This is a genomic window from Egibacteraceae bacterium (assembly GCA_040905805.1).
In the GTDB taxonomy this organism is placed as follows: domain Bacteria; phylum Actinomycetota; class Nitriliruptoria; order Euzebyales; family Egibacteraceae; genus DATLGH01.
The window spans coordinates 4,697-27,240 of sequence record JBBDQS010000075.1; the positions used below are offsets into that span (position 1 = coordinate 4,697).

Below are 22,544 nucleotides of genomic sequence, written 5' to 3' on the forward strand. Positions count from 1 at the left end.
GCGAAGAAGTCCACGGCCAGGAAGTCGGGGGCCAAGACGTCCACGGCCAAGGGGTCGGGGGCGAAGACGTCCACGGCCAGGAAGTCCACGGCCAGGAAGTCGACCGCGAAGAAGTCCACGGCCAAGGGGTCGAGCGCGAAGCGGTCGACGGCGAAGAAGGCGACCGCGAAGAAGTCGGCCGCCGAGACGGCCGCGACGGAGAGCACCGCCACGAAGTCGGCCGCCGAGGAGACGGCCGCGACAGAGGGCACCGCCACGGAGTCGACCGCGACGGGGACAGCCGCCAAGACGTCGCCGGCGAAGCCGTCAACAGCCAAGGCCACGACCGGCCTGCCCGACCCCGCGGAGGTCGCGCGACCCTGGGTGCAGTCCTACCCCGACGATGTCCCCGACACCTACGACTACCCGTTGGTGCCCTTCACCCGGCTGCTCGACGACGCCGCGCAGGACTTCCCGCAGACGGTTGCGGTGGAGTTCCTGGGCGCCACCCTGACCTACCGCGAGGTGCTCGACCAGGCCGACCGGTTCGCGACCGCACTGCGGGAGCTCGGTGTCGAGAAGGGCGACCGCGTCGGCATCATCCTGCCCAACTGTCCGCAGCACGTCGTCGCGATCTTCGCCGTCCTGCGCCTCGGCGCGGTCGTGGCCGAGACCAACCCGCTGTACACCGAGTCCGAGCTGGAGCACCAGCTCAACGACGCGGGCTGCAAGGTCGTGGTGTGCCTCGACCCGATCTACCAGCGCCTGGAGGCGCTCGAGGGTCGGCTGCCGACCGTCGAGCACATCATCACGACCGGCATCCAGGACGCGTTGCCGTTCCCGAAGAACCGCCTGTTCCCCGTGAAAGGCAAGAAGGACGGGACCTACTACAAGGTCCCCGCAGGGGCCGGTGTGCACCGGTTCACCGAGTTGGTGGAGCGCTCCAGCCCCGCGGTCGTCCAGGCGGACATCGACCCGGGCGACGATGTCGCGATGCTGCTGTACACCGGCGGCACGACCGGGACGAGCAAGGGCGTGATGCTCACGCACTTCAACCTGGTCGCCAACGCCTTCCAGGCGCGTTTGTGGGTGCCCGACATCCAGGCCGGTCGCGAGAACATCCTGTGCGTGGTCCCGTTCTTCCACGCCTACGGGCTCACGGTCTGCCTCGCCTTCGGCGTGCTGTCCGCTGCGACGCTCACCCTGCTGCCCCGGTTCGAGCTCGACATGGTCCTGAAGGCCATCGACAAGCGCAAGCCGACGCTGTTCCCCGGCCTGCCGACGATCTACGTCGCGCTGAACACCGCGCCCGACGTCGGCTCGTACGACCTGTCGTCGATCCGGGCGTGCCTGTCGGGCGCGGCGCCGTTGCCGGTGGAGGTCGCCGCGCAGTTCGAGGAGCTGACCGGCGGCAAGGTGCGCGAGGGCTACGGCCTGACCGAGACGGGCCCGCTCACCCACGCCAACCCGATCTACGGCACGGCGAAGCGGGGGCGCATCGGCCTGCCGGTCACCGACACGGTGTGCACGCTGGTCGACGTCGACGACCCCACCCGCCCGGCGGCGCCGGGCGGCCCCGGGGAGCTGGCCATCGCCGGGCCCCAGGTCATGAAGGGCTACTGGCAGCGCCCGGAGGAGACGGCGGCGGTCATGCGCGACGGCTGGTTCCTCACCGGTGACGTCGCCGAGGTCGACGACGACGGCTACTTCGCCATCGTCGACCGCAAGAAGGACATCATCATCGCGGGCGGCTACAACGTGTACCCCCGCGACATCGAGGAGGTCCTGGTCGCCCACCCCAAGGTCGCCAAGGCGGTCGTGGCGGGCATCCCCGATGCCTACCGCGGCGAGACCGTCAAGGCCTACATCGTGCTGAAACCGGGCCAGAGCGCCGAGGAGTCGGAGATCGACACGTTCGTGCGGGGCAAGCTCGCCGCCTACAAGGTCCCCAAGGCCTACGAGTTCCGCGACGAGCTGCCGGAGACGATCGTCGGCAAGGTGCTGCGCCGCAAGCTCATCGAGGAGGAGCTCGCCCGAGCGGCCGGCTGATCGGGCCGGCCGGCGGGGTCAGGGCGAGGCCTCGTAGCGCTCCTCCAGATCGCGCAGGGCCTTGCCCGCGACCTCCGCGGAGCCGCTGTTCTCGCCCACCTGCAAGGACAGGAAGCGCTCGTCGGCGAGCATGACCTCCTTCAGCTCCTGCTCGTCGCGGGCGACGTTCCACGAGCGCAGGAACGCCTCCTGGTCGGCGTGGGCGGTGAGCTGCGCCAGGATGCGCAGGGCCCGGCCCGCGCGGGCGCGGTCGCCGACCATGAAGAACAACGCGAACACGGGGGCGGAGTCGCCCTCGGGAACCACGCCGCTCTGGGAGCGCACGATGACCATCTCGGGCCGGGGCACACCGCCGAGCAGGATGTAGGGCAGCCCCACACCTCCCGACACCGGGGTCATCGCCGGCGGGACGTCCTCCGCGAAGCGGACGGCCAGCGCCTCCGCGTCGGTGGCGAGACGCTGCGCCAGCAGCTCCACCGCCGCGTTGACGGCGTCGTCGTACCGCGCCCCGGGGGCAAGCTCCACGACCGACGCGCGGGCGACGACCTCCTCGAAGCGGTCCTCGCCGCGAACGCCCTGCTCGGCGAGGATCTCCATCAGCTCCCGGTCCAACCCCGGGTCCTGCCGGCGGCCCAGTCGCGCGAACAGGTGGTAGATCGCGCCGTCGCGGGTGACCCGGTGGCGGGCGTAGAAGACGTACCAGGCCACACAGGCGGCGGTGAGCCCCCCGGTGAACACCGCGGCGAGCAGCCCGATCTCGAGCACGAGGACGAGCGTCACGGCGATGCCCATCAGCTGGGTCCACGGGTACGCAGGGGACCGGAATCCGGGGTCGTAGGCCGCGATCCGGCTCTCGCGCATGACGATCACCGCGAGGTTCATGAGCCCGAAGATCAGCAGCATGAAGGCGCTGGCCAGACCGGCGATCGCCCGCACGTCCAGCAGGAGGATGCACACCACCATGGTGGTGCCGGTGACGAGGATCGCCGATGTGGGCGTGCCGTGGCGGCCGAGCCGCGACAGCCGCCCCCACACCAGACGGTCGCGCGACATCGCCAGCGGGTAGCGCGCCGCCGACAGGATGCCGGCGTTGCCGGTCGACGCGAAGGCCGCGACCGCGGCGGCCACCACGGCGAACAGGCCGATCCGCCCGGGCATCAGCACCTCGGCGGCGGTGGCGACCGGCGTCAGGTCCGCGCGCAGCTCGGCGGTGTCGAGCACGGCGAAGTACCCGAGGACGGCGAGGAGCACGGCCACCAGCGCCACCTGCAGGCTGGAGGTCTTCTTGGCGCCGAGGATGTTGAGCCCCAAAGGGGCCGCCGGCGCGGGGCATCGCGGTGGACAGCTCCGCGGCGGACAGCATCGCCGGAATGATCAGGATCCCGGCCAGGAGGTAGGCCAGAGCCACGGCAGGGCCGGCCTCGGCGCTGGCCAGGCCGGGAAGGAGGAAGAACCCCGAGCTGAACATCGCGCCGGTGCTGATCGCGTAGACGTCGATCAGGCGGAGCTGGCGTGGGAGGCGCTGGGCCGGGCTCCGGCCGGAGTCGCCGTCGGTGGGGGGCGGCTGCATCGCGGCAAGGCTACCCACGGGGCGCCTATAGGATGGCGACCATGCCCGCCCGCGTCTTCATCGTCGACAACTACGACAGCTTCACGCACAACCTGGTCCAGGAGCTCGGGGAGCTCGGGGCCGACGTGGAGGTGGCGCGCAACGATGCGTTCACCATCGCCGAGCTCGCCGACCTCGCCCCCGACGGGGTGGTGATCTCCCCGGGCCCGGGGGAGCCGAAGGACGCCGGGCTGTCCAACGACGTCGTGCGGGCGTGCGCGGGCACGATCCCCCTGCTCGGGGTGTGCCTCGGCCACCAGTGCATCGGCGAGGTCTACGGGGGCCGGATCGTGCGGGCGCCCGAGCTCGTCCACGGCAAGACCTCGCTCATCCACCATGACGGGGCGGGGGTGTTCACGGGGCTGCCGCAGCCGTTCGACGCCACCCGCTACCACTCGCTGGTGGTGGAGGCCGCGAGCGTCCCCGCCGTCCTGGAGGTGACGGCGCGGACCGCGGAGGGGCTGATCATGGGCCTGCGCCACCGCTCGCTCGCGCTGGAGGGCGTGCAGTTCCACCCGGAGTCGATCCTCACCTCCGCGGGCATGGACCTGCTGGCCAACTTCCTGCGCGCACTGCCCCTGCCGGCAGCGGCGGCGCGGTAGGAGCTCGGCGTCGCCGAGCCCCGCCCATGGAGGCGAGCGTGCAGCTACCGCTGACCGAACCCGCCGCCGTCTTCGTCGTCGTGTTCGCGGTCATCCTGCTCGCGCCGCTGGCCGCGGAGCGGGTCCGCCTGCCCGGGATCATCGGCTTGATCCTGGCCGGGCTGGCGGTGGGCCCCAACGCGCTGGGGCTGCTGGAGGCGACCGGTCCGATCGAGGTGCTGGGCGGCATCGGGCTGCTGTACCTGCTCTTCCTCGCCGGCATCGACTTGGACCTCGAGGGCTTCAAGGTCCACCGGCGCGACTCGGTGGTGTACGGCACCGCGACCTTCGTGGTCCCGATGGTCATCAACACCGGTGCGGCGCTGCTGCTCGGCCTGGACCTGCTCCCGGCGCTGCTGGTGGCCTCGGCCCTGACCTCCCACACCTTGGTGGCGTTTCCGATCGTGCAGCGTCTCGGCCTGGTCAAGAACCGGGCGGTGACCGCCACGATCGGGGGGACCCTGATCGCGACGGTGGCCGCCCTGCTCGTCCTGGCGGTCGTCGCCGCTGTCCACGTCGGCGACATCGGGCCGGTGTTCTGGCTGCGCTTCACCGGCAGCCTGGCGCTCTTCCTGTTCGCGACCCTGTGGGTGCTGCCCCGGGTGACCCGCGCCTTCTTCGCCGGCCTCGGCCAGGACCGCACCGTGCGGTTCACGTTCGTCCTGGTCGCCCTGTTCGGGATGTCCTCGCTGGCCGACCTCGCGGGGATCGAGGGCATCGTCGGGGCGTTCCTCGCCGGCCTGGCGCTGAACCGGTTCGTCCACGAGGGCTCGATCCTGATGGAGCGCCTGCAGTTCCTCGGGTCCAGCCTGCTGATCCCCCTGTTCCTGCTCTACACGGGCATGCTGGTCGACCCGGGCCTGCTCGTCGCCGACCCGACGGCCCTGCTGCTCGCCCTCGGCCTCACGGCGGCGGCCCTGGTCGCCAAGTTCGCGGCGGCCTGGCCCGTGGCCCGAGCCCTCGGGTTCGACCGTGCCGAGCTCGGGGTCATGACCGGGTTGTCGGGCGCGCAGGCCGCCGGTGCGCTGGCGGCCGTCATCGTCGCCGTGGACATCGGGCTGGTCGGCGAGGAGGTCGTGAACGCCATGGTGCTGGTGATCCTGCTGACGTGCCTGGCCTCCACGCAGCTGACCGCCGTGATGGCCCCACGGGTCACGCGGCCCGAGCGGCGCCCGGGCGCGCTCGGGCAGGCCGTCGTCGTGCCGGTCGCCAACCCCAGGACCGCGGGCCCGCTGGTCAAGCTCGCCGCGCTGATCGCCGGTCCCGACGCCGGGGCGGTGGTGGCGTTGAACGTGCTGGGCTTCGACGCCAGCCACGAGCAGGTCGAGGAGCACCGGGCCGTCACCGCGGAGGCCGAGCAGGTCGCGCTGCGCAACGGCGCGGAGGCCCGCTCCCTCGTGCGCATCGACGCGTCACCCACCGCGGGGGTGCTGCACACCGTCGTCGAGGGCGGCGCCACCTGCGTGCTGCTCGGCTGGAAGGGGTACGCCAACGCCCGGGAGAACTTCTTCGGAGGGGTGATCGATGCCGTCCTGGCGCGCTCCCCGGTCCCGGTCCTGGTCTGCCGGCCCGGGACCGACGAGGAGCTCCGGCGCGTCGTGCTGTCGCTGAGCGTCGGCGACCTCGCCCCGGCCGGGGCCCTCGGCATGGAGCTGGCCGTCGAGGTGGCGGTGCGCATGGCGCGCCAGGCCGACGTGCCCTTGAAGGTGGTCGCCGAGACCGACGATGCCCGCCTGACAGAGCTCGCCGCCAACGTCCGCAAGACCGAGATCGTCTGTGACGAGCGCAAGCCGACCATCGCCCTGCGTTCGCACACCGAAGAAGGAGATGTCGTGATCATCGGAACCCCCCCCACGCGGGCCGGCCTGGGCCAGAACGCCTCCCGGTTGGCGCGTGCGCTGCCCGGACGCACCCTCGTGGCCACGGTGCAGCGCCTGTGAGCGCCGGCGACCGCACGCACGCGCTGGTCGTCGGTGCCGGGATGAGCGGGCTGGTCGCCGCCCGGCGGCTGACCGACGCCGGGATCGCAGTCACGCTGCTCGACGAGGGCGACGGTCCGGGCGGGCGGGTCCGCACCCGCCCGATCGGGGAGGCGAGCGCCGACTCCGGCGCGCAGTTCTTCACCGCCCGGCGGGCGCCGTTCGTCGGCCTGCTCGCGGCGTGGCGCTACGCGCGCGTGCCCATCCGGGTCTGGTCGCCCGGCTGGGTGCAGGGCCAGCGCGCCGACGCGGGCCCGGCGGCGGCGGCGTTCGTCGACGACCTCAGCCCCCGCTACTCGGTCGATGGCGGGCTCGCCCGGCTGGTCGCCCACCTCGCCGAGGGGCTCGACGTGCGCACCGGCACCCGGGTGCGGCGCATCGGCCGGCCCGGGCCGAAGGTCACGGTCGAAGCCGAGGACGGGCAGGTGACCGAGGCGGACGCGGTGATCGTGACACCGCCGCTGCCGCTGGCCCTGGCGCTGCTCGACGCCGGCGGGCTGTCGGTCCCCGAGCGGGCGCGGACCATCACCTACGGTCCATGCGTGGAGCTGCTCGTGGCGCTCGACGGGCGCGCGGCGGTGCCCAACCCCGGCGGGGCGCAGTTCTCCGGGGGTGCGGTGTCCTGGCTGGCCGACAACCAGGTCAAGGGCGCGTCCGAGCGGGCGGCCATCACGGTGCACGCGTCACCGGAGTGGAGCGCCGCGCACGTCGAGGACAGCGACGAGGCGATCACCGACGCGCTGCTCGGGCAGGTGCGCGGCTGGTTCGGGACGGCCGCCCCCGTGGCGACCCACGTCAACCGGTGGCGCCACGCCCGCCCCGCGGCCCAGCTGGACGAGACCTGCCTGGCCGTGCCCGGCACCGACGACCGGGTCGTGCTGGCCGGCGACGCGTTCGTGGGGGTGCTGGTCGGCCCCACGGTGGAGGGCGCCGCCATGTCGGGCCTGGCTGCCGCGGACGGCCTCGTCGCCACCCTGGGGTCCTGACCCCCACCGGCCTGCGGTCAGGGTCAGGTCCCCGGCAGGATCCCGCCACTGCTGTTGCTGGTGGGGTCCGCCGTCGGCGAGGGCGCGGGCGAGGGCGACGGGCTTGGCGGGGGCGAGGGTGAGGGGCTCGGCGGGGGGCTCGGCGAGGGGCTCGGCTCCGGCTCGGGCCCGAGCGACACGACGATGGTGACGGTGGCGCCGCGCGGGACCTCGCCGCCTGGACCGGGGTTCTGGGAGATCACCCGCCCCTCCTGGAAGCGCTCGCTGAACGCCTCCTCGACCGCCACCTCCACGCAGGGGGGGTTGCCGCAGAACGCGGTCAGCTCGGTCACGGCGTCGTCCTGGGTGAGGTCGACGACGCGCGGCAGCGACAGCGGGGGCGGGCCTTCGGAGACCACCAGCGCGACCTCGGTGCCGACGGGCACGCTGTCGCCCCCCGCCGGGTCGGTGCGGATGATCAGCCCGGCCTCGAGCTCGCTGCTGGTCTCCGTGGAGCGGTCGCCGATCAGGAAGTCGGCATCGGTGAGGCGGTTGCGTGCCTCGGTCTCTGGCACCCCGGTCAGCGAGGGCACCGTCTCCAACGGCGGGCCTTCGCTGAACGTGACCCGGACGCTGGCGCCCTCCTCGACCATGGTGTCGGCAGGGGGGTCCGTGGAGATGACGGTGTTCTCGGGGACCTCGGGGTCCTCGACGGGTTCCAGCACCGGTTCGAGCCCCTCGGCGCGCAGCGCGGTCTGGGCAGTCTGCACGTCCTGGCCCACCACGTCGGGCACGGCGACCTCCACCACGGGCTCGGTGCGCAGGACGTCGGCGATCAGGAAGGCGGCCACGCCGAGCGCGCCGAGCACCACGAGCGCCAGCAGGATGGCACCGGCGGGGTTGCGCCGGCGCTCCGGCGGCGGCTCCTCGACCCACCGCTCCTCCTCGTACCGGGGGGCGGCGACCGCGGTCTGGTCGACCCGGGGCAGGGCCTGGGTGGCGGGGAAGGCGGCGGTGCCCACCAGCGGGGCGGTGACGGCCACGCCGCCGACCGCCCGCTGCAGGTCGGCGACCATCTCCTCGGCCGACTGGTAGCGGTCCTCGGGGTCCTTGGCCATGGCCTTCAGCACGATCGCCTCCAGCTCGGGGCTGATCTGGGGGTTGAGCTGGGAGGGCGGCAGCGGCGGCTCGGAGACGTGCTTGTACGCCAGCGCCACGGCCGAGTCGCCCTGGAAGGGCTGCTGGCCGGTGAGCATCTCGAAGAGCACGCAGCCAAGGGCGTACACGTCCGTGCGCGGGTCCACCCGCTGGCCCTGTGCCTGCTCCGGCGCGACGTAGGCGGCGGTGCCGAGTATCGCAGCGGTCTGGGTGACGGTCTCCGAGCTCATCGCCCGGGCGATGCCGAAGTCGGTGACCTTCACCCGCCCGTCCTCGGCGACCATGATGTTGCCGGGCTTGACGTCGCGGTGCACCAGCCCGCGCTCGTGGGCGTAGTGCAGCGCCCGGGCCGCGTCGGTGGCGATCTCGGCCGCGCGATCGGGTGACAGGCGCGCACGGCGCAGCACCTCGCGCAGGCTCTGCCCCGACACGTACTCCATGACGATGTAGGGCCGGCCGTCGTCCGCGCCGGTGTCGTACACCCCGACGACGTTGGGGTGGCTCATGCTGGCCGAGGCGCGCGCCTCACGGCGGAAGCGGTCGACGAACGACGGGTCGTCGGTGTATCGGCTGTGCAGGATCTTGACGGCGACCTCGCGATCGAGGATCTCGTCGTGCGCCAGCTCCACGTCGGCCATCCCGCCCTGGCCGAGCAACCCGCGCAGCACGTAACGCCCGTTGATCGTGCGGCGGTTGCCGCCCGTCAAGGGGGTCGTCTCGTCGTTCATCTCGTTAGCCCTCCGGCTCGGAAGGTTCGGGTGTGCCGGGGTCGGTCGGATCGTCGCCGAGTGCGGCCTCCATGACCGCCTGGGCGATCGGGGCCGCGACCCCACCGCCGGTGGCGCCGATGCCGACGGTGCCGCCCTCCTCGACCACGACCGCCACGGCCACCTGCGGGTCCTCCGCGGGCGCCAGACCGACGAACCACACGGTCGGTGCGCCCTCGGCCTCGGCTGTGCCGGTCTTGCCGGCCACGGCCACGCCGGGGATCGCGGCTGCGGTGCCCGTCCCCGACGACACTACCCCAACCATCATGTCGCGCAGGGCCGCGGCGTGCTCGGCGGACACCGCCCGCGCGTCGGGCTGGCCCGGCGGGACGAACGCCGACGGGGGGAACTCCTGCACCGTCTCGCCGGTGGCGAAGTCCTCCACCCGCTCGACGATGCGGGGGGTCATCAGCATCCCGCCGTTGCCGACCGCCCCCGCGATCATCGCCATCTGCAGCGGGGTGACCTGGACGTCGCGCTGGCCGATGGCGCTCTGGGCGGTCGCGGGCGGGTCCAGGTTCTCCGCGGGCAGCACGCTCGGGACCGTCGACAGCTCCAGCTCGAGGTCGGTGTTCAATCCGAAGCGCTCGGCCTGGGCGACCAGCGCCTCGGCCCCCACGTCAAGGCCCAGCTGGGCGAAGGTGGTGTTGCAGGACACGATGAGCGCTTGGCGCAGCGAGATGGGGTTGCCGCCACGGCACGGGCCGCCGCCGAAGTTGCCGATGGTGGCGGTCGTCTGCGGGAGCGTGAGCTCCGCGGGGTTGGGGAACGTGCTGTCGGCGGTGCTGCCTGCGGCCAGCGCCGCGGCGGCGGTCACGATCTTGAACGTCGACCCCGGGTTGTAGCGGGCGGCCATGGCCCGGTTGCGCAGCGGTTCGTCCTCGGCGGCCTGCAGCGCCTCGGCGTACTCGCGCACGGCTGCGGGCTCGTGCGCGGCCATCAGGTTGGGGTCGTAGGTGGGGTTGGACCACATCGCGAGGATGGCGCCGGTCTGGGGGTGCAGGGCGACCACGGCGCCGCGCTGGGCGCCGAGGGCGTCACGGGCGGCGGTCTGCACGCTCGGGCGCACCGTGGTGACGACGTCCTCGCCGACGGTCTCCCGGCCGGCGAGCAGGTCGGTGAGGTTGCGGCCGAAGACCTCGGCCCCGCTGCCCGTGAGGAACTCGTTGTAGGCCTGCTCCACCTGGCTGCGCCCGAAGATGAACGAATGGTGCCCGGTGACGTGCGCGTACAGCTCACCGTGGTCGTAGACGCGCTGGAAGCGAAGCGTCCCGTCGGTGTCCTCGACCCGGGCCAGCTCGGTCCGGCCGTCGCCGGCGATGATGGAGCCCCGCCGCACGTCGTACTCGGCGATCAGCCCACGGGTGTTGCGGTTGTCCTCCGCCAGGTCCGCGGCGCGGATCACCTGCAGGTAGTTCAGGTTGACGAACAGCGCGGCGAACAGCACGAAGACCGTGACGGCGACACGCCGCAGCGAGCCGATCATGCGGCCGCCTCCGCGCGCGACTGCTCCAGGGCGGCCGTGGAGCTGGCCCGCAGCAGCAGCGCCACCAGGATGTAGTTGGCCAGCAGCGAGGACCCGCCGTAGCTCATGAACGGCAGGGTCAGTCCCGACAGCGGGATGAGGCGCGTCACCCCGCCGATGATGACGAAGGTCTGCAGCGCGAAGATGCCCGTGAAGCCGGCGGCCAGCAGCGTCGAGAAGTCGTCGCGGCTGCGCAGGGCGATCGTGAAGCCGCGGCCCACGAACACCAGGTAGCACAGCAGCAACCCGGTCGTGCCGAGCAGGCCGAGCTCCTCACCGAAGGCGGAGAAGATGAAGTCGGTCTGCACGAACGGGATGAACGTCGGGTGACCCTGGCCGAGGCCGACCCCGGTGATGCCGCCGGTGCCGAGGGCGAACAGCGACTGGGCGATCTGGAAACCCTCCGCCTCGTAGACCGCCCAGGGGTCCAGCCACGCCCCGATGCGCCGCTGCACGTGGGAGAACAGCGTGAAGGCGATCCCCGCGCCGCCGGCGAACAGCGCGCCGGCGATGGCGACGTAGGCGACCCGGTTCGTGGCGATGTACAGCAGCACCACGAAGACCCCGAAGAACAGCAGGGACAGGCCCAGGTCGTTCTGGAACACCAGGACCCCGAGCGACAGCGCCCAGGCGACCAGCACCGGCCCGAACGCCCGGGCGGGAGGCAGCCGCAGCGGCCCGACCCGGCTGGTCGCCACCGACATCACCTGGCGGTTGTCGGCCAGGTAGCTGGCGAAGAAGACCACGAGCCCGAGCTTGGTGAACTCGGCGGGCTGGATGTTCAGGGGGCCGATGTTGAGCCAGAGCGTGGCCCCGTTGATCGTGCGCCCGATCGGCTCGGGCAGGAGGGTCGGCAGGGCCAGCAGCACCAGGGAGCCGGCGCCGATCAGGTAGCGGTAGCGGTCGAGCACCCGGTGGTCGCGCAGCAGGAACAGGGTGGCGCAGAACGCCCCCACCGCCACCACCGTCCACGCGGTCTGGGCCGGCGCCAGGTTGGTGGGGTTCCCCCCGGTCGCACTCGCGAAGTCGATGCGGCGCACCATCACCAGGCCGAGCCCGTTCAGCAGGAAGGCCAGGGGCAGCAGCAGGGGGTCGGCGCCGGGCGCGAGACGGCGCCTGACCAGGTGGGCCGCAGCGCCGAGCGCCATCAGGGCGCCGCCGTAGGGCAACGCGTCGGGGGGCAGGGCGGGGGACTGGCTCAGGCCGAGCAGCACGTAGGCCAGCATGATGATGAGGAACGCCAGCACCAGCAGGCCCAGCTCGGTGTTCGCCCGCCGCCGGATGGCCGCGTCGGGCGTGGCGCCGCGGGTGTCGACGCTCACGTGGGCGGGTCGACGCCGCCGTCGGGCGCGTTGGGGTCGGGCGCGTCGGCCGCGTCGGGGTCGGCCGCGTCGGGATCCGGGCCGTCCTCCTCGACCACCTCGTCCCGGAGCAGGTCGACGAAGTCGAGCGCCTCGGACTCCGAGCCGAACGTCACGCCCTGGCGAACCCGTTCGGCGCGCCGCGGGGGCAGCTCGGCCACCACGATGTCGGTCGTCTCGGTGGTGCGCGCCAGGCTGAGCCCGGCCACCTCCGAGGGCACCCCCCGAAAGACCGCCACGGCGCCGTCCTCGTCGCCGACGAACCATGCCCGCGACAGCAGGACATAGGCGCCGCCCACCACCAGGATGGCGATCACCGTCAGGCCGATCAGGCCGGTGGCCAACCGCATGCCGCGGCGGTCGCGCGAGCCGCGGACGGCGCGCTCCGGGGCTCCCTGGCTTGCGCCGTAGTCGCGCATCGAGGTGGCCCAGTCCCGACCGCTCTCCTGGCGGGTGCGGATCTGGGTGACGCCGCCCTCCGCCTCCGCCGTCCTGTCGACCGGGTCGGGGGCCGACGACGGCACGCCGACCATCTCCTCGGTCGTGTCCTCGGAGGACACCCTGGCGGCGGGCACCGGGGGCACCGGCGGGGCCTCGTCCCCCTCGCCCTGGACCCGCAGGATCACCAGCGTGATGTTGTCGGGTCCGCCGGCGGCGTTGGCCGCATCGATCAGCGCCTGGCAGGCGGCGTCGCCGTCGGGGATGGTGGTCAGCAGCTCGGTGATCTGGTCGTCGGGGACCGGACCGGTGAGACCGTCGGAGCACAGCAGCACCTGGTCGCCGGCCTGGAGGGCCAGCGGGGGCAGGGCGTCGATCTCGACGGTGGTCTCGATGCCGATGGCGCGGGTGATGACGCTGCGCTGGGGGTGGGTGCCCGCGTCGGCGCGCGACAGGCGTCCCTCGCGGATGAGCTGCTCGACCAGGGTGTGGTCGGTCGTGAGCTGGGTGAGCCCCCCGCTGTCGCGCAGCAGGTAGGCGCGACTGTCGCCGACGTGGGCCACGTGCAGCTTGGCCTCACGCAGCAACGCCACCGTCAGCGTGGTGCCCATGCCCCGGAAGGCGGGGTCGGCCTCGGCCTTCTCGACGACCGCCTTGTTGGCCGACGTGATCGCGTCGGCCAGGGCCTGGCGCGCGGCCTTCTCGCTGCGGAAGGCGATCTCGTCGAGCTCGCGGATCGGTTCCAGGGCGGTCTCGCTGGCGATCTCGCCCGCGACGTGGCCCCCCATCCCATCCGCGACGGCGAACACGGAGTCGCCGGCGAAGAGGTTGTCTTCGTTGCCCTGCCGCACCTGGCCCACGTCCGAGCCGGCGTACGCCCGCACCTTCATGCCCGTCTCCTGGCCTCGTCCGTGTCGTGCGGCTGGGCCGCTTCATGGGTCATTTGCGCACCTCCACGACAGTCTCGCCGATGGCGAGCTGGTCGCCCGGACCAATCGGGACCGGGGTGCTCACCCTGGCCTTGTTGAGGTAGGTGCCGTTGGTCGAACCGAGGTCGGCGACCATCCACCGCTCGCCGTCACGGTAGACCCGGGCGTGCCGCTCGCTGACGTAGGAGTCCCCGCGGATGGGCACGCTGGACTGGTCGCTGCGGCCGAAGGTCACCTCGCCCTCGCCGAGGCGCAGGACCCGCGGCGGCCCGCCTGCGGCGTGCACGACCAGCTCCTGGGGTGGGCCGCGATCCTTGGCCTTGGGCTGGGGCCTCGGTGGGGGTCCGGGCCGCGGTGCGGGCCTCGGCGGGGGCGGCTGGGTCGGCGCCCGCGCGGGCGCCGGCCCCTGCCGCACGGGCGCACGGGCCGGGCCGGTGCGCAGGTCCCGCCAGATGGCCCGCACGGTGAACCACACGAAGAGGTAGAGCAGGAGCAGGAAGGCCACCTGCAGGAGCGTCAGCACGATCGGGGCCACGGGCGCTATGCCTCTAGGGCGAAGGTGAGGGACACGCTGCCGAACTCCAGGCGATCGCCGTCACGCAGCTGCGCGTGCCGCACGGTGCGACCGTTGACCTGCAGCCCGTTGGTGGACCCGAGATCCTCCACCGTCCACGTCCCGTCGGCCTGGGCGATGCGGGCGTGGCGGCGCGACACCGACGGGTCGTCGAGGGGGATGTCGCAGCTCGGCAGCCGTCCGACCGTCGCGTCCGGCCGCAGACGGTGGTGGGCGCCGTCGTCGCCGACCAGCCGCGCGCCGGGAGCCCTGCCGACGGCGGGCAGGACGCTGGTCGCCCCGGGCGAGCGGGTGGCGGGGGAAAGCGGTTCCGCCTCTGCGCCCGCCTCGACCTTGCCGCGCAGCTCGTAGGTGCCCACGCGCACGTTCTCCCCGGCGACGAACTCGATCTGCGGTGGTCCCTCCAGGCGCCATCCGCGCTCCCCGGCGGTGCGGCGCAGCACGTCACCGAGCTCGCGTTCGAGCGACTCGGAGAAGCCCTGGAAGCGTGCCAGGTCGTCGGTGGAGAGCTGGAACCGGAACACGTTCGGCACGATCACCCCGGACACGCCGACCTGCTGGTAGTTGCCCGCGTAGCGCTGGATGGCCTTCGCCAGCTCCACCGGCTGCAACCCCGAACGAAAAGCGCGCGCGAAGAAACCCTCGACGGCCCCCTCGAGGCGGTTTTCGAAGTCGCGCAGAATGCCCATGCCTGGTGCTGGAGTCTAGAGCGCCCAGCCCCGTGGGGCTGCTCAGGCCTCCCGCCCGGGGATCCGGGCCGCGCCGGGCCCTGCGCATCAGCCGCCCCGGAGTGCTGCTACCCTTTCCCTTCGCACGCGGGTGCCCACCCACCGCGATGCCGCTCGGGCGAGTGGCGGAATTCGGTAGACGCGCAGGCTTCAGGTGTCTGTTTCCTTCGGGAAGTGGGGGTTCAAGTCCCCCCTCGCCCACTTCGTTGTACTTTCAACAACATGTCGACAGGTTGGTGAAGGCCGCCACCCCGGCCGTGGGACCAGCTTGTCTCACCCTCCGTGCACCATGGGACTATCCTTGCAGGAGTCCGTTCAGGAGGTGGGCCGATGTCCTTGTCCCGAGTGCGCGAACCGTCGAAGGAGGAGCTCTGGGCTCGCCGTGCAGAGCTTTTGGAGCGTGCCAGGATGAACCGGGAGGAGCTTCAGGCCGGAGCAGACGCGGGGATGTTGGACCCAGACGAGTTCTGGCTGTGGAAAGACATTCGGGCCGTCGAGTTCCTTCTCGGCGACGATGTCGAGCGTTGACCCCGCCCTTGCTGACGAGGCGCAGCGGTTCGCCGACGAGATCGCAGACCTCCTCGCTCGTACGGTCAGTGAGAACCCGCCCATCCGCGCACTGGCCAGGAATGACCGGGTCGTGGTCGCACCGTTTGACGACCGTGGCGAGACGGTCACCATAGCCCTGTCCGTGGCTGGGGACCATCGGCTGGAGCTGCTGGTCGAGTTTCTCTGCACATGGGACTTCGCCGGCCGGTACCTTGCCATCGAGCAGTCCGAGTTCGCCCTCAAGATGCCGCACTTGCGGGAGCCCCTGATTCGGTTCGACTACGTGCGAGATCACAGCTGGGCGCCGGCGCATGTTCAACTGCACGCCGAGTCATCGGCGCTCGGCTGGCTCCATGCGTTCACGGGCACCAGGAAGCCTCCCAAGGTCCAGGAGTTGCACCTACCGGTTGGAGGGCGCCGCCTTCGACCATCGCTCGAGGACGTCATCGACTTCGCCATCCGTGATCTCGCGGTCGATGCACAGCCCAATGCCGCAGAACGCATCGCCGAGGGACGGGCGCGCTGGCGGCGGGTGCAGGTCAAGGCGCTCATCCGAGACGTCATCAAGGACGATCCGGCCACCGCGCCCGCCGAGTTGCACCGGGTCATCGATGGCGCCGCGGACGACGTCTCAGGAGAGCAAGGCGCCTGACGCTCCGGCCAACCATCGCTGCTCCCACCCGATCCACTCGCCGCGGCGGTCCGCCACGTCACGTCTTGCGGCGCCGAGGGTCCGGAGCCAATGGAGTCTCCGGCACGCCGGCGTCGTCCCAGGCGAGGTTGGAGAGGTGTCGCCTCAGGCCCACTTCGTTGTACTTTCAACAACATGGCCCGCTGCGGATTCGACCGGATCCGCCGGATGCGTGCGGCGGTTGGCTTTGCCTACACCCGCGTGCGGAGTAGAACCAGTCCCAAGAAGGCTTTGATGTCGTCGTGGTCCTGGTGCGTGCGGAGTAGGCTGGCCGCCTTTCGTGCCTGAGCGACGCGAGCGTGCGTGCCGGGACGCGTGAAGTCCGCCAAGTGATCGTAGTCGGCGCGCTCTCGTTGTTCCTGAAGGTCCACGAAGGCGGTCGCCACCGCCGTGAGGTCGTCATTGACTCGAAGGCGGTCAACGATGCCAACGAGATGCTGCGGCGGCGTCCCCCGCGACCCAGTCACATACCTGCTTGACCGAGGCGTGCGACACGTAACGTGCGGCCGCGAGGATCTCCTCCTCACTGCCGCCCGGCAAGGAGTGTCGGACGACTGCGAGCGCCAGCTGGTGGAAGAGCGCGTAGTAAGCGGTGGAGGTGGCTCGACGAAGATTCGTGTTGCGGGGTTGACCCCGCCCGTGACCAGCCAACTCCGTTGCGAGGCGTAGCAGCCAGCGGGGCTGGATCGGGCGCTGCAACGCTCAGGCGCTATCGTCGGGAAGATCGCGCTCGTCCTCTACTGGCTCGTCGTGCTCGGTCCGAGGAACGACGTACCAGGGGTAGCTCAGCCCGACCTCCAGGGCTTTGTCCCGCACAGCGCGTCGAAGGTCAGCGAGGTCATCGGGGTTCCAGGTTTCGTCCTCGCCTTCGGGGTTGGGCAGGGTAAGGACGAAAAACCAGGCGTCCCGGCCGTCAGCGTCCTGGGAGCGACGCGGCTCTACGGCGCTCGGCCGCAAAAGACCTTCCCAGTCCTCAAGAAGCCATCGACGGACCTCTTCTGCCGAGGGCTCAGCCACCGTTGGGTGAGGCATATCGACAGTCTATCGACCATGCCCGCATTCAGTCCCGCTTCGTTCTGGCCTCTGGGACGCCACCCTTCCAGGCCGTGTTTGAGAGGTGTCGCCTCAGGCCCACTTGGTTGTACTTTCGACAACGTTTCGTCAGAACGACTGCTTCACCAGGCCTCGCGCATGGCCGCTGGTCAGCCGAAGAAGACATAGGCAGCGGCGAGGCTGTGAAGCAGCGCGAGCAGCCCGAACAGCAGGTAGTGCATCCATGTCACACTGCCAAGCTTCTTGACGCCCTTCCGCTTTGCCTCTTCGCCCTTCATTCCGGGAGTGGTCGCCAGAAGGTACCGGGCGGGCAGACCGATGCTGGAGCCCACCTCCCTCATCCGGTTTCGGGTAGCCCGGTAGTAGGAGTGTTGGCTCGCGGTGACCGCGATGGCGTGGACTGCAGTGCACAAGCCGAGCAAGAAGATGGCCCCTACGAGCCAGGGCTGCGCGTCCGAGCCCACGTTCAGCAATCCAGTACCGACCGCGAGGATGCCGGCGGTCAGCACGAACAGGTACTGGGTGCGACTCCAGTTCAGCGACACCTGGAAGCGGTACTCGTCGACGGCAACCTTGTAGATGTCGAGGAGTGCGCCTGGCTCCCAATCCCGCTCATCGGTCATGGCGATGGGTCATCCGGGGCCGGTGAGCCGCGTGTCTCCCAGAAGTGCAGGACGTGACGGAACGTCGGGGTGAACCTATCCGGCTCCTGGGCCAGCTGGCCGTGCAATCGATCGATCGGCAGGAATGCGATGTCGGCGATGTGCTCAGGCTCGCGGATAGACGGAGCATCTCGGTCCACCTCGGCGGCATAGACGCCGATGAACTTCGTGGAGCCGTCATCCTCCATCGTCGTGCGCCCCACCCTCTGCAGCCCGGGCCGGATGTTGAGCTCCTCGAACGTTCGCCGTGCGGCTGCCTCGTCGTATGCCTCACCGGCGTGCAGGTACCCCGCCACCGACGAGCCCCATCGCAGCGGATGCCGATCACGCTTCCTGCTCACCTGCTGCACGAGCAGGTCCCCGGAGGGGTCGAACAGCAAGACATGCACCACCCGGAAGTTCGCACGCTGCTCGAACACCTCGCCGCGGCGGACGAGCCCAGCGGGGCGGTCCTGCTCGTCAACTCGGTCGATCAGCGTATCGGCGGCCGGTGCAGGCACTGCGGGTCTCCTTGTAAGGGCCATCACATCGGTGAGGACGTCACCCTCCCAGAAAGGTTGGAAGACGTCACCCCCTGTATCAACAGACGGAGGCGCTTCGGCCGGGCCTGCTGGGTTACGGTGATTAGAGGTCTCCCATACATATGTCTATCCTAGGCGCTGTCATGCCGAACGAGCCGGAGGTGCAGCAAGCCCTCAACGAGCCGTTGCCGGCGTGCCGGGAGCGCAATGGCGGGGTTTCCTGGCCACTGCCCATCCATCAGCGCTTGGATGATCTCGTGAAGCGAGCGAACAGCCGAGGAGCGGGAGCCAACCGAAAGATCCTCTCGGCCGCCCTCATCCTGTCCGCCACCGAAGACCCTGATGCGCTCCTCAATGTTGTCCTGAAGTTCCGTACGTCTACCGCTGGCGATGCCCTCATCGACGTGCCAGCGGGCAGCAACGTCGTATCCCTGTCGCGCCATAGGCCCGGTCCTCGGACAGCCGGATAGCACGTTGTTGCTCGCCACCGGGCTCGGGTTGGCACCGGCGCCGGCCGCGACCGCACGCTCGATCTGGATGCGACCATCGGCCCAGTGTGGGTGCAGTCCATTGCTCGGACGACGGGTCCCATGTCCGGCAGCAGGATCTGCGGTTCGGCCCGAGGCTCAAGGCGCATTCGGGTTGCCGACCTCCTCGGCAGCCCCCTCACCGTCGCGGCGGGTGGTCGACCTCCAACCGCAGGACATCGACCGCATCATCCCAGGTCGTGTTCGAGAGATGTCGCCTCAGGCCCACTGTTGTAGTTGGGACAACACTCTCCGCATTGTTTCCCCGGAGGAACAACCGTCGGTCCAGTCCTGCGCGCGATCGCCTGGCGAGCCAACGTCGGCGTCGGCGGCTCGCGGGGTCCTGGGACATGGCACGGGCCCGTCCGGGAGGAGGTTTGACGGGACCGCCGGCGCGGTGCTAGAAGCGTGTCGCGGCTTCCCGGATGACGGCGACATCAGGAGGAAGCGATGACGGTGCCGGGCGGACAGACGCGGGCCACGGCGACCAGCGGTCACGTCGGCGGCGTGGGTCGGTCTCGGTAGGGACTGGCAGCGGTGGCGGCGCTGTCGCTGCTGCTCCCACTGCTGGTGCTCGTGCGCCCGGCGGCAGCGATCGTCGTCACCGACGACGAGTTGCCACCGAACGCCGAGCGGCTCATCGAGGGTGTGTGGGTCGATGAGCATCGCGATCATCCAGATTTCGGCGGTGTGGGCCGTGAGGTCCGGGTGGTGCAGAACTCCGGCGGCAGCTGGACCGGGGTCGTCGAGGTGGCCCACCAGCCCGACCCCGACGACGCCTTCCCGAGCGACGACGAGGCCGTGTGCGGCTACGAGTTCGGGGCCTCGGTGTGGCGCATCGAGGAGTACCTCGGCGCGGAGCACCCCGACAGCTTCAGCTCGGAGCCCACCTGGCGGGGCTACGTGGCAGGTGACCGACTCCTGTGAGCACGAGGTGGTCGGCTCGCTCCGCTCGGTCCCAGAGGGAACCTACGACGCCGTGTTCGCGCTTCAGATCGACGAGAGCGACCAAGACCCCGGCGATCCGGCGAGCTTCGACTCGCTCTTCATCGCCATCCAGGACGACAGCGTGGCCATCAACGACGTGCCAGCCCGTGTGAATGCCTTCGATCTCGGCGAGCGTGACGCATCGGTCTTCGACGACGACGGCGACCCCAACCCCGACCCCGGCGACGGCTTCGAGGACGTCCCGTCGGGCACCGTGCACAGCGGCGCCATCGACCGGCTGACCGAGACGGGGGTCGCGCAGGGCACCACGGAGACCACGTACTCACCGGCCCGCACGGTGAGCCGCGCCCAGCTCGTGACCTTCGCCTCCCGACTGTTCCACGCCATCGTGTACCAGCAGCACTGCGCCGACCAGAGCCCGCGTCCGGCGGCGTGCGACGCCTTCGTCGGGTCGGATCCCGATGGTTGGGCAGTCGCCTGCCAAGGGACATGGATCTTCCAGCGCTCCGAGACCTGTGACGCCTTCTACGGCCTCCTCATCGAGCTGTGCGAGGGCGTGCCGGCGTGGGCGGCCGGTGAGGACCTGCTGTGCCGCAACGAGGTCCGGGCCGACATCAGCGGGTCCCAGGCCATCGTGGTGACCGACGGCTACGAGCCCTCCTTCGACGACACCGGGGCGCACACGCTCGGGCCCAGCGCGGAGCTCGGCGTCGAGCTGGGCATCACCCGGGGCTGCGGCGCTGGTCGGTTCTGCCCCAACGCCGGCGTGACGAGAGCGCAGATGGCCACGTTCCTGGCTCGCCTGCTCGGCATCGACGGTGCGCCGCGGACCACCGAGTTCGTTGACGTGAACGCTTCCAGCGTGCACGCGGGCAACATCGCTGCCCTTGCCGAGGCCGGCATCACCCAGGGCTGCGGCGCGAACCGGTTCTGCCCGGACGACGTCGTGCGCCGCGACCAGATGGCCAGCTTCCTCATCCGAACCTTCGACGAGGTCAGGCCGCCTAGCCCTTCCACCTCAGCTAGCCGCTAGCTGAGACGGTCTTCGATGAGAGTGCGGCCAGGGACTTCTTCAAACGATGCCAGTGGCAGGACCACGTGGCCACAGGTTTCCTCCCCAGGGTCGAGCAACCACGTGTCCGTCTGCAGCCGGATCTGCAGTTCGGCGCTCCGCAACTTCACGGCGTCCGCACCCAGGCGATTTTCGACCTTCACGGCGGGGGATGTGCACCGCGTGCGGCCCCCGGGCCTGGGTACGGTGTAGCGGGCCGGCTGGCGGCCCCACGAGCACCGAGGCAAAGGACAGGCACGTGCGATCGCACCGCATCGGCTGGCTGCTGGCGCTGGTCGCCGCCCTCTGGGTCGTCGGCTGCGACCCGGCCGAGGACGGGGCGCCCGTCGAGGCCGAGACACCCGCAGCGGTGGAGGTCCAGGACGTCGAGGCGACCTTCAGCGAGGATGCGGACTGCTTCGGGATCGAGGTCGCCGGGCTGGCGGGCGAGGAGATCCGGTGCGGGACGGTCGCCGTCCCGCTGCACTACGACGACCCCGACGGCGAGACGATCGACGTGGCCGTGGCGGTCCTGTCCGGCTCGGACGAAGCGGCGCACGAGCACCCCCTGCTGATACTCGGCGGCGGCCCCGGCGAGATCGTGATCGAGCCGTTCCTCACCCTGCCCCAGTACCGGCAGGTGTTCGACGTGGGGCCGCGCATCATCGTCATGGACCAGCGGGGGGTGGGCTCGAGCCGCCCGGCGCTGAACTGCCCCGAGGTGGCCGAGATCGACTCGCAGGCCGCGGTCGACGACGTCGACGCCCTGCTCGACGCGCTGCGGACGTGCCGGTCGCGGCTGACCGGCGAGGGCATCGACCTCGACGGGTTCAACCACCTCGCCAACGCCCGCGACGTCGCGGTGGTGCGCCGGGCCCTCGGCCACGACCAGATCGACGTCCGTGGCGGTTCCTACGGCAGCCAGCTCGCCCTGCTGGCCGCCGAGCACGACCCCGAGGGCATCCGCTCGCTGATCCTGAACTCACCCATCGACCCGACCGCCAACTGGGTCGACGGCATCGCGGGCGGCTTCGAGCAGGCGCTTGCGGGGGTGGTCACCGCCTGTGCGGACGACCCGGCCTGCGCCGAGGCGGTCGGGGACCTGGAGGAGGCCATCACCCGGACGGTGGACCGGCTCGAGGCCGAGCCCCAGGAGGTGACGGTGCAGCCTCCCGGCGGCCGCGAGGTGACCACCACCTACACCCCCGCGACGTTCCTCGGCGGGCTCTTCCTGCTCTTCTACCTCCCGGACGGGGTGGCGGCGCTGCCCGCGCTGGTCGACCTCGCCCAGGACGGCGAGCTGGCGCCCCTGGCGCAGATCGTCGCCCTCCTGGAGCAGGAGCTCGAGCGGGTGTCCACCGGCATGCACTTCTCGATGCTGTGCTCGGGTGAGGGCGCGCTGGCCACGCTCGACGCCAGCCTCGGCGAGGTCGACTCCGAGGTCATCCGCCAGCACTGGGCTCCCGGGTCGCTGATCGGCGGGGAGCTGCTGGACGGCGTGTGCGACGTCTGGGACGTCGAAGCCGTCTACGACCCGGCCGAGCAGACGCTGGACAGCGGGGTGCCGGCCCTGATCTTCACCGGCGCGCTCGACCACGTGACCCCCCCGGAGCTCGGCGAGCAGGTCCACGACGACCTGGCGACCAGCTACCTGGTCGAGGTGCCCGACGTCGGGCACTCGCCGCTGGAGGCGCTGGGGCTGTGCGGCCAGGAGATCGTGACCGGTTTCCTCGCCGATCCCACCACCGCACCCGACAGCTCCTGCGCGACCGACCGCCGGCTGCAGCTGCTCACCGACCTGGCCCAGGCCCCCGGCTGACCCCGGACCGTGTGATCGCCA

19 protein-coding genes and 1 tRNA gene are annotated in these 22,544 nt (G+C 71.2%); 10 read left to right on the forward strand and 10 right to left on the reverse strand.

The features are described 5' to 3' along the window. Window positions 1-323, reverse strand: a 323-nt coding sequence (locus tag WD250_08225) for a hypothetical protein (protein MEX2620192.1), incomplete at its 3' end; no start/stop codon positions are given. A gap of 40 nt (window positions 324-363) precedes the next feature. Between WD250_08225 and WD250_08230 the strand changes: the two genes are divergently transcribed. Then, window positions 364-2,028: a long-chain fatty acid--CoA ligase gene (locus WD250_08230; protein MEX2620193.1), complete on the forward strand. Its 1,665-nt coding sequence runs from the start codon at window positions 364-366 to the stop codon at window positions 2,026-2,028. An 18-nt stretch (window positions 2,029-2,046) separates the two neighbouring features. Here WD250_08230 and WD250_08235 read toward each other — a convergent pair whose 3' ends face one another. Continuing rightward, window positions 2,047-3,339 (reverse strand): hypothetical protein, encoded by a 1,293-nt coding sequence (locus WD250_08235; GenBank protein MEX2620194.1) that lies wholly within the window; start codon window positions 3,337-3,339, stop codon window positions 2,047-2,049. A 300-nt stretch (window positions 3,340-3,639) separates the two neighbouring features. On the opposite strand from WD250_08235, the gene WD250_08240 reads away from it, so the two are divergent. Genes WD250_08240 through WD250_08250 form a run of 3 tightly spaced genes read left to right on the forward strand, consistent with a single transcriptional unit; the run spans window position 3,640 to window position 7,243 of the window. Continuing rightward, window positions 3,640-4,239, forward strand: coding sequence for an aminodeoxychorismate/anthranilate synthase component II (locus tag WD250_08240; GenBank protein ID MEX2620195.1), 600 nt, complete (start codon window positions 3,640-3,642; stop codon window positions 4,237-4,239). A 38-nt stretch (window positions 4,240-4,277) separates the two neighbouring features. Continuing rightward, window positions 4,278-6,218: a cation:proton antiporter gene (locus tag WD250_08245; GenBank protein MEX2620196.1), complete on the forward strand. Its 1,941-nt coding sequence runs from the start codon at window positions 4,278-4,280 to the stop codon at window positions 6,216-6,218. Further along, the gene (locus WD250_08250) at window positions 6,215-7,243 is read left to right on the forward strand and encodes an FAD-dependent oxidoreductase (GenBank protein MEX2620197.1); all 1,029 of its coding nucleotides are present in this window, start codon (window positions 6,215-6,217) and stop codon (window positions 7,241-7,243) included. The genes WD250_08245 and WD250_08250 overlap by 4 nt, the downstream gene beginning before the upstream one ends. A 23-nt stretch (window positions 7,244-7,266) precedes the next feature. Here WD250_08250 and pknB read toward each other — a convergent pair whose 3' ends face one another. From pknB to WD250_08280, 6 genes are read right to left on the reverse strand one after another with little or no spacing between them, the layout of a single operon-like run. Then, on the reverse strand, window positions 7,267-9,108 hold the full coding sequence (gene pknB, locus WD250_08255; protein ID MEX2620198.1) for a Stk1 family PASTA domain-containing Ser/Thr kinase: 1,842 nt from the start codon (window positions 9,106-9,108) through the stop codon (window positions 7,267-7,269). A gap of 4 nt (window positions 9,109-9,112) precedes the next feature. Further along, the gene (locus WD250_08260; GenBank protein MEX2620199.1) at window positions 9,113-10,633 is read right to left on the reverse strand and encodes a penicillin-binding protein 2; all 1,521 of its coding nucleotides are present in this window, start codon (window positions 10,631-10,633) and stop codon (window positions 9,113-9,115) included. After that, window positions 10,630-11,994 (reverse strand): FtsW/RodA/SpoVE family cell cycle protein, encoded by a 1,365-nt coding sequence (locus WD250_08265; GenBank protein ID MEX2620200.1) that lies wholly within the window; start codon window positions 11,992-11,994, stop codon window positions 10,630-10,632. The genes WD250_08260 and WD250_08265 overlap by 4 nt, the downstream gene beginning before the upstream one ends. Then, window positions 11,991-13,361 carry a Stp1/IreP family PP2C-type Ser/Thr phosphatase gene (locus WD250_08270; protein ID MEX2620201.1) on the reverse strand — a complete coding sequence of 457 codons (1,371 nt, stop codon included), beginning with the start codon at window positions 13,359-13,361 and terminating at the stop codon, window positions 11,991-11,993. The genes WD250_08265 and WD250_08270 overlap by 4 nt, the downstream gene beginning before the upstream one ends. 49 nt (window positions 13,362-13,410) lie before the next feature. Continuing rightward, a complete protein-coding gene (locus WD250_08275) occupies window positions 13,411-13,935 on the reverse strand; it encodes an FHA domain-containing protein (protein MEX2620202.1) in 525 nt (174 codons plus the stop codon). A gap of 5 nt (window positions 13,936-13,940) precedes the next feature. Next, window positions 13,941-14,663 (reverse strand): DUF3662 and FHA domain-containing protein, encoded by a 723-nt coding sequence (locus tag WD250_08280; GenBank protein MEX2620203.1) that lies wholly within the window; start codon window positions 14,661-14,663, stop codon window positions 13,941-13,943. A 155-nt stretch (window positions 14,664-14,818) separates the two neighbouring features. Here WD250_08280 and WD250_08285 point away from each other — a divergent pair. Next, a tRNA-Leu gene (locus WD250_08285) sits at window positions 14,819-14,903 on the forward strand. A gap of 313 nt (window positions 14,904-15,216) precedes the next feature. Next, window positions 15,217-15,903 carry a hypothetical protein gene (locus WD250_08290; protein MEX2620204.1) on the forward strand — a complete coding sequence of 229 codons (687 nt, stop codon included), beginning with the start codon at window positions 15,217-15,219 and terminating at the stop codon, window positions 15,901-15,903. A 1,241-nt stretch (window positions 15,904-17,144) separates the two neighbouring features. Here WD250_08290 and WD250_08295 read toward each other — a convergent pair. Further along, window positions 17,145-17,618 carry a hypothetical protein gene (locus tag WD250_08295; protein MEX2620205.1) on the reverse strand — a complete coding sequence of 158 codons (474 nt, stop codon included), beginning with the start codon at window positions 17,616-17,618 and terminating at the stop codon, window positions 17,145-17,147. Further along, window positions 17,615-18,157 (reverse strand): NUDIX domain-containing protein, encoded by a 543-nt coding sequence (locus tag WD250_08300; protein ID MEX2620206.1) that lies wholly within the window; start codon window positions 18,155-18,157, stop codon window positions 17,615-17,617. The genes WD250_08295 and WD250_08300 overlap by 4 nt, the downstream gene beginning before the upstream one ends. Window positions 18,158-18,321: 164 nt before the next feature. Between WD250_08300 and WD250_08305 the strand changes: the two genes are divergently transcribed. The 4 genes from WD250_08305 (at window position 18,322) to WD250_08320 (ending at window position 22,523) form a co-directional block, all read left to right on the forward strand. Beyond that, complete coding sequence (locus WD250_08305; GenBank protein ID MEX2620207.1) at window positions 18,322-18,648, forward strand: hypothetical protein; 327 nt, start codon at window positions 18,322-18,324, stop codon at window positions 18,646-18,648. Between the two features lie 594 nt (window positions 18,649-19,242). Then, window positions 19,243-19,632: a hypothetical protein gene (locus WD250_08310; GenBank protein MEX2620208.1), complete on the forward strand. Its 390-nt coding sequence runs from the start codon at window positions 19,243-19,245 to the stop codon at window positions 19,630-19,632. Next, a complete protein-coding gene (locus WD250_08315) occupies window positions 19,616-20,686 on the forward strand; it encodes an S-layer homology domain-containing protein (protein MEX2620209.1) in 1,071 nt (356 codons plus the stop codon). The genes WD250_08310 and WD250_08315 overlap by 17 nt, the downstream gene beginning before the upstream one ends. A 277-nt stretch (window positions 20,687-20,963) precedes the next feature. Continuing rightward, window positions 20,964-22,523, forward strand: coding sequence for an alpha/beta fold hydrolase (locus WD250_08320; protein MEX2620210.1), 1,560 nt, complete (start codon window positions 20,964-20,966; stop codon window positions 22,521-22,523). The last annotated feature ends 21 nt before the right edge of the window (window positions 22,524-22,544 follow it).

What these genes read in the sequence shown, in the direction of transcription:
- pknB (MEX2620198.1), bottom strand. Translation starts at nt 9,108, where the DNA reads ATGAACGACGAGACGACCCCCTTGACGGGCGGCAACCGCCGCACGATC.
- WD250_08270 (MEX2620201.1), bottom strand. Translation starts at nt 13,361, where the DNA reads ATGAAGGTGCGGGCGTACGCCGGCTCGGACGTGGGCCAGGTGCGGCAG.
- WD250_08280 (MEX2620203.1), bottom strand. Translation starts at nt 14,663, where the DNA reads ATGGGCATTCTGCGCGACTTCGAAAACCGCCTCGAGGGGGCCGTCGAG.
- WD250_08260 (MEX2620199.1), bottom strand. Translation starts at nt 10,633, where the DNA reads ATGATCGGCTCGCTGCGGCGTGTCGCCGTCACGGTCTTCGTGCTGTTC.
- WD250_08295 (MEX2620205.1), bottom strand. Translation starts at nt 17,618, where the DNA reads ATGACCGATGAGCGGGATTGGGAGCCAGGCGCACTCCTCGACATCTAC.
- WD250_08290 (MEX2620204.1), top strand. Translation starts at nt 15,217, where the DNA reads ATGTCGAGCGTTGACCCCGCCCTTGCTGACGAGGCGCAGCGGTTCGCC.
- WD250_08240 (MEX2620195.1), top strand. Translation starts at nt 3,640, where the DNA reads ATGCCCGCCCGCGTCTTCATCGTCGACAACTACGACAGCTTCACGCAC.
- WD250_08305 (MEX2620207.1), top strand. Translation starts at nt 18,322, where the DNA reads ATGCCGAACGAGCCGGAGGTGCAGCAAGCCCTCAACGAGCCGTTGCCG.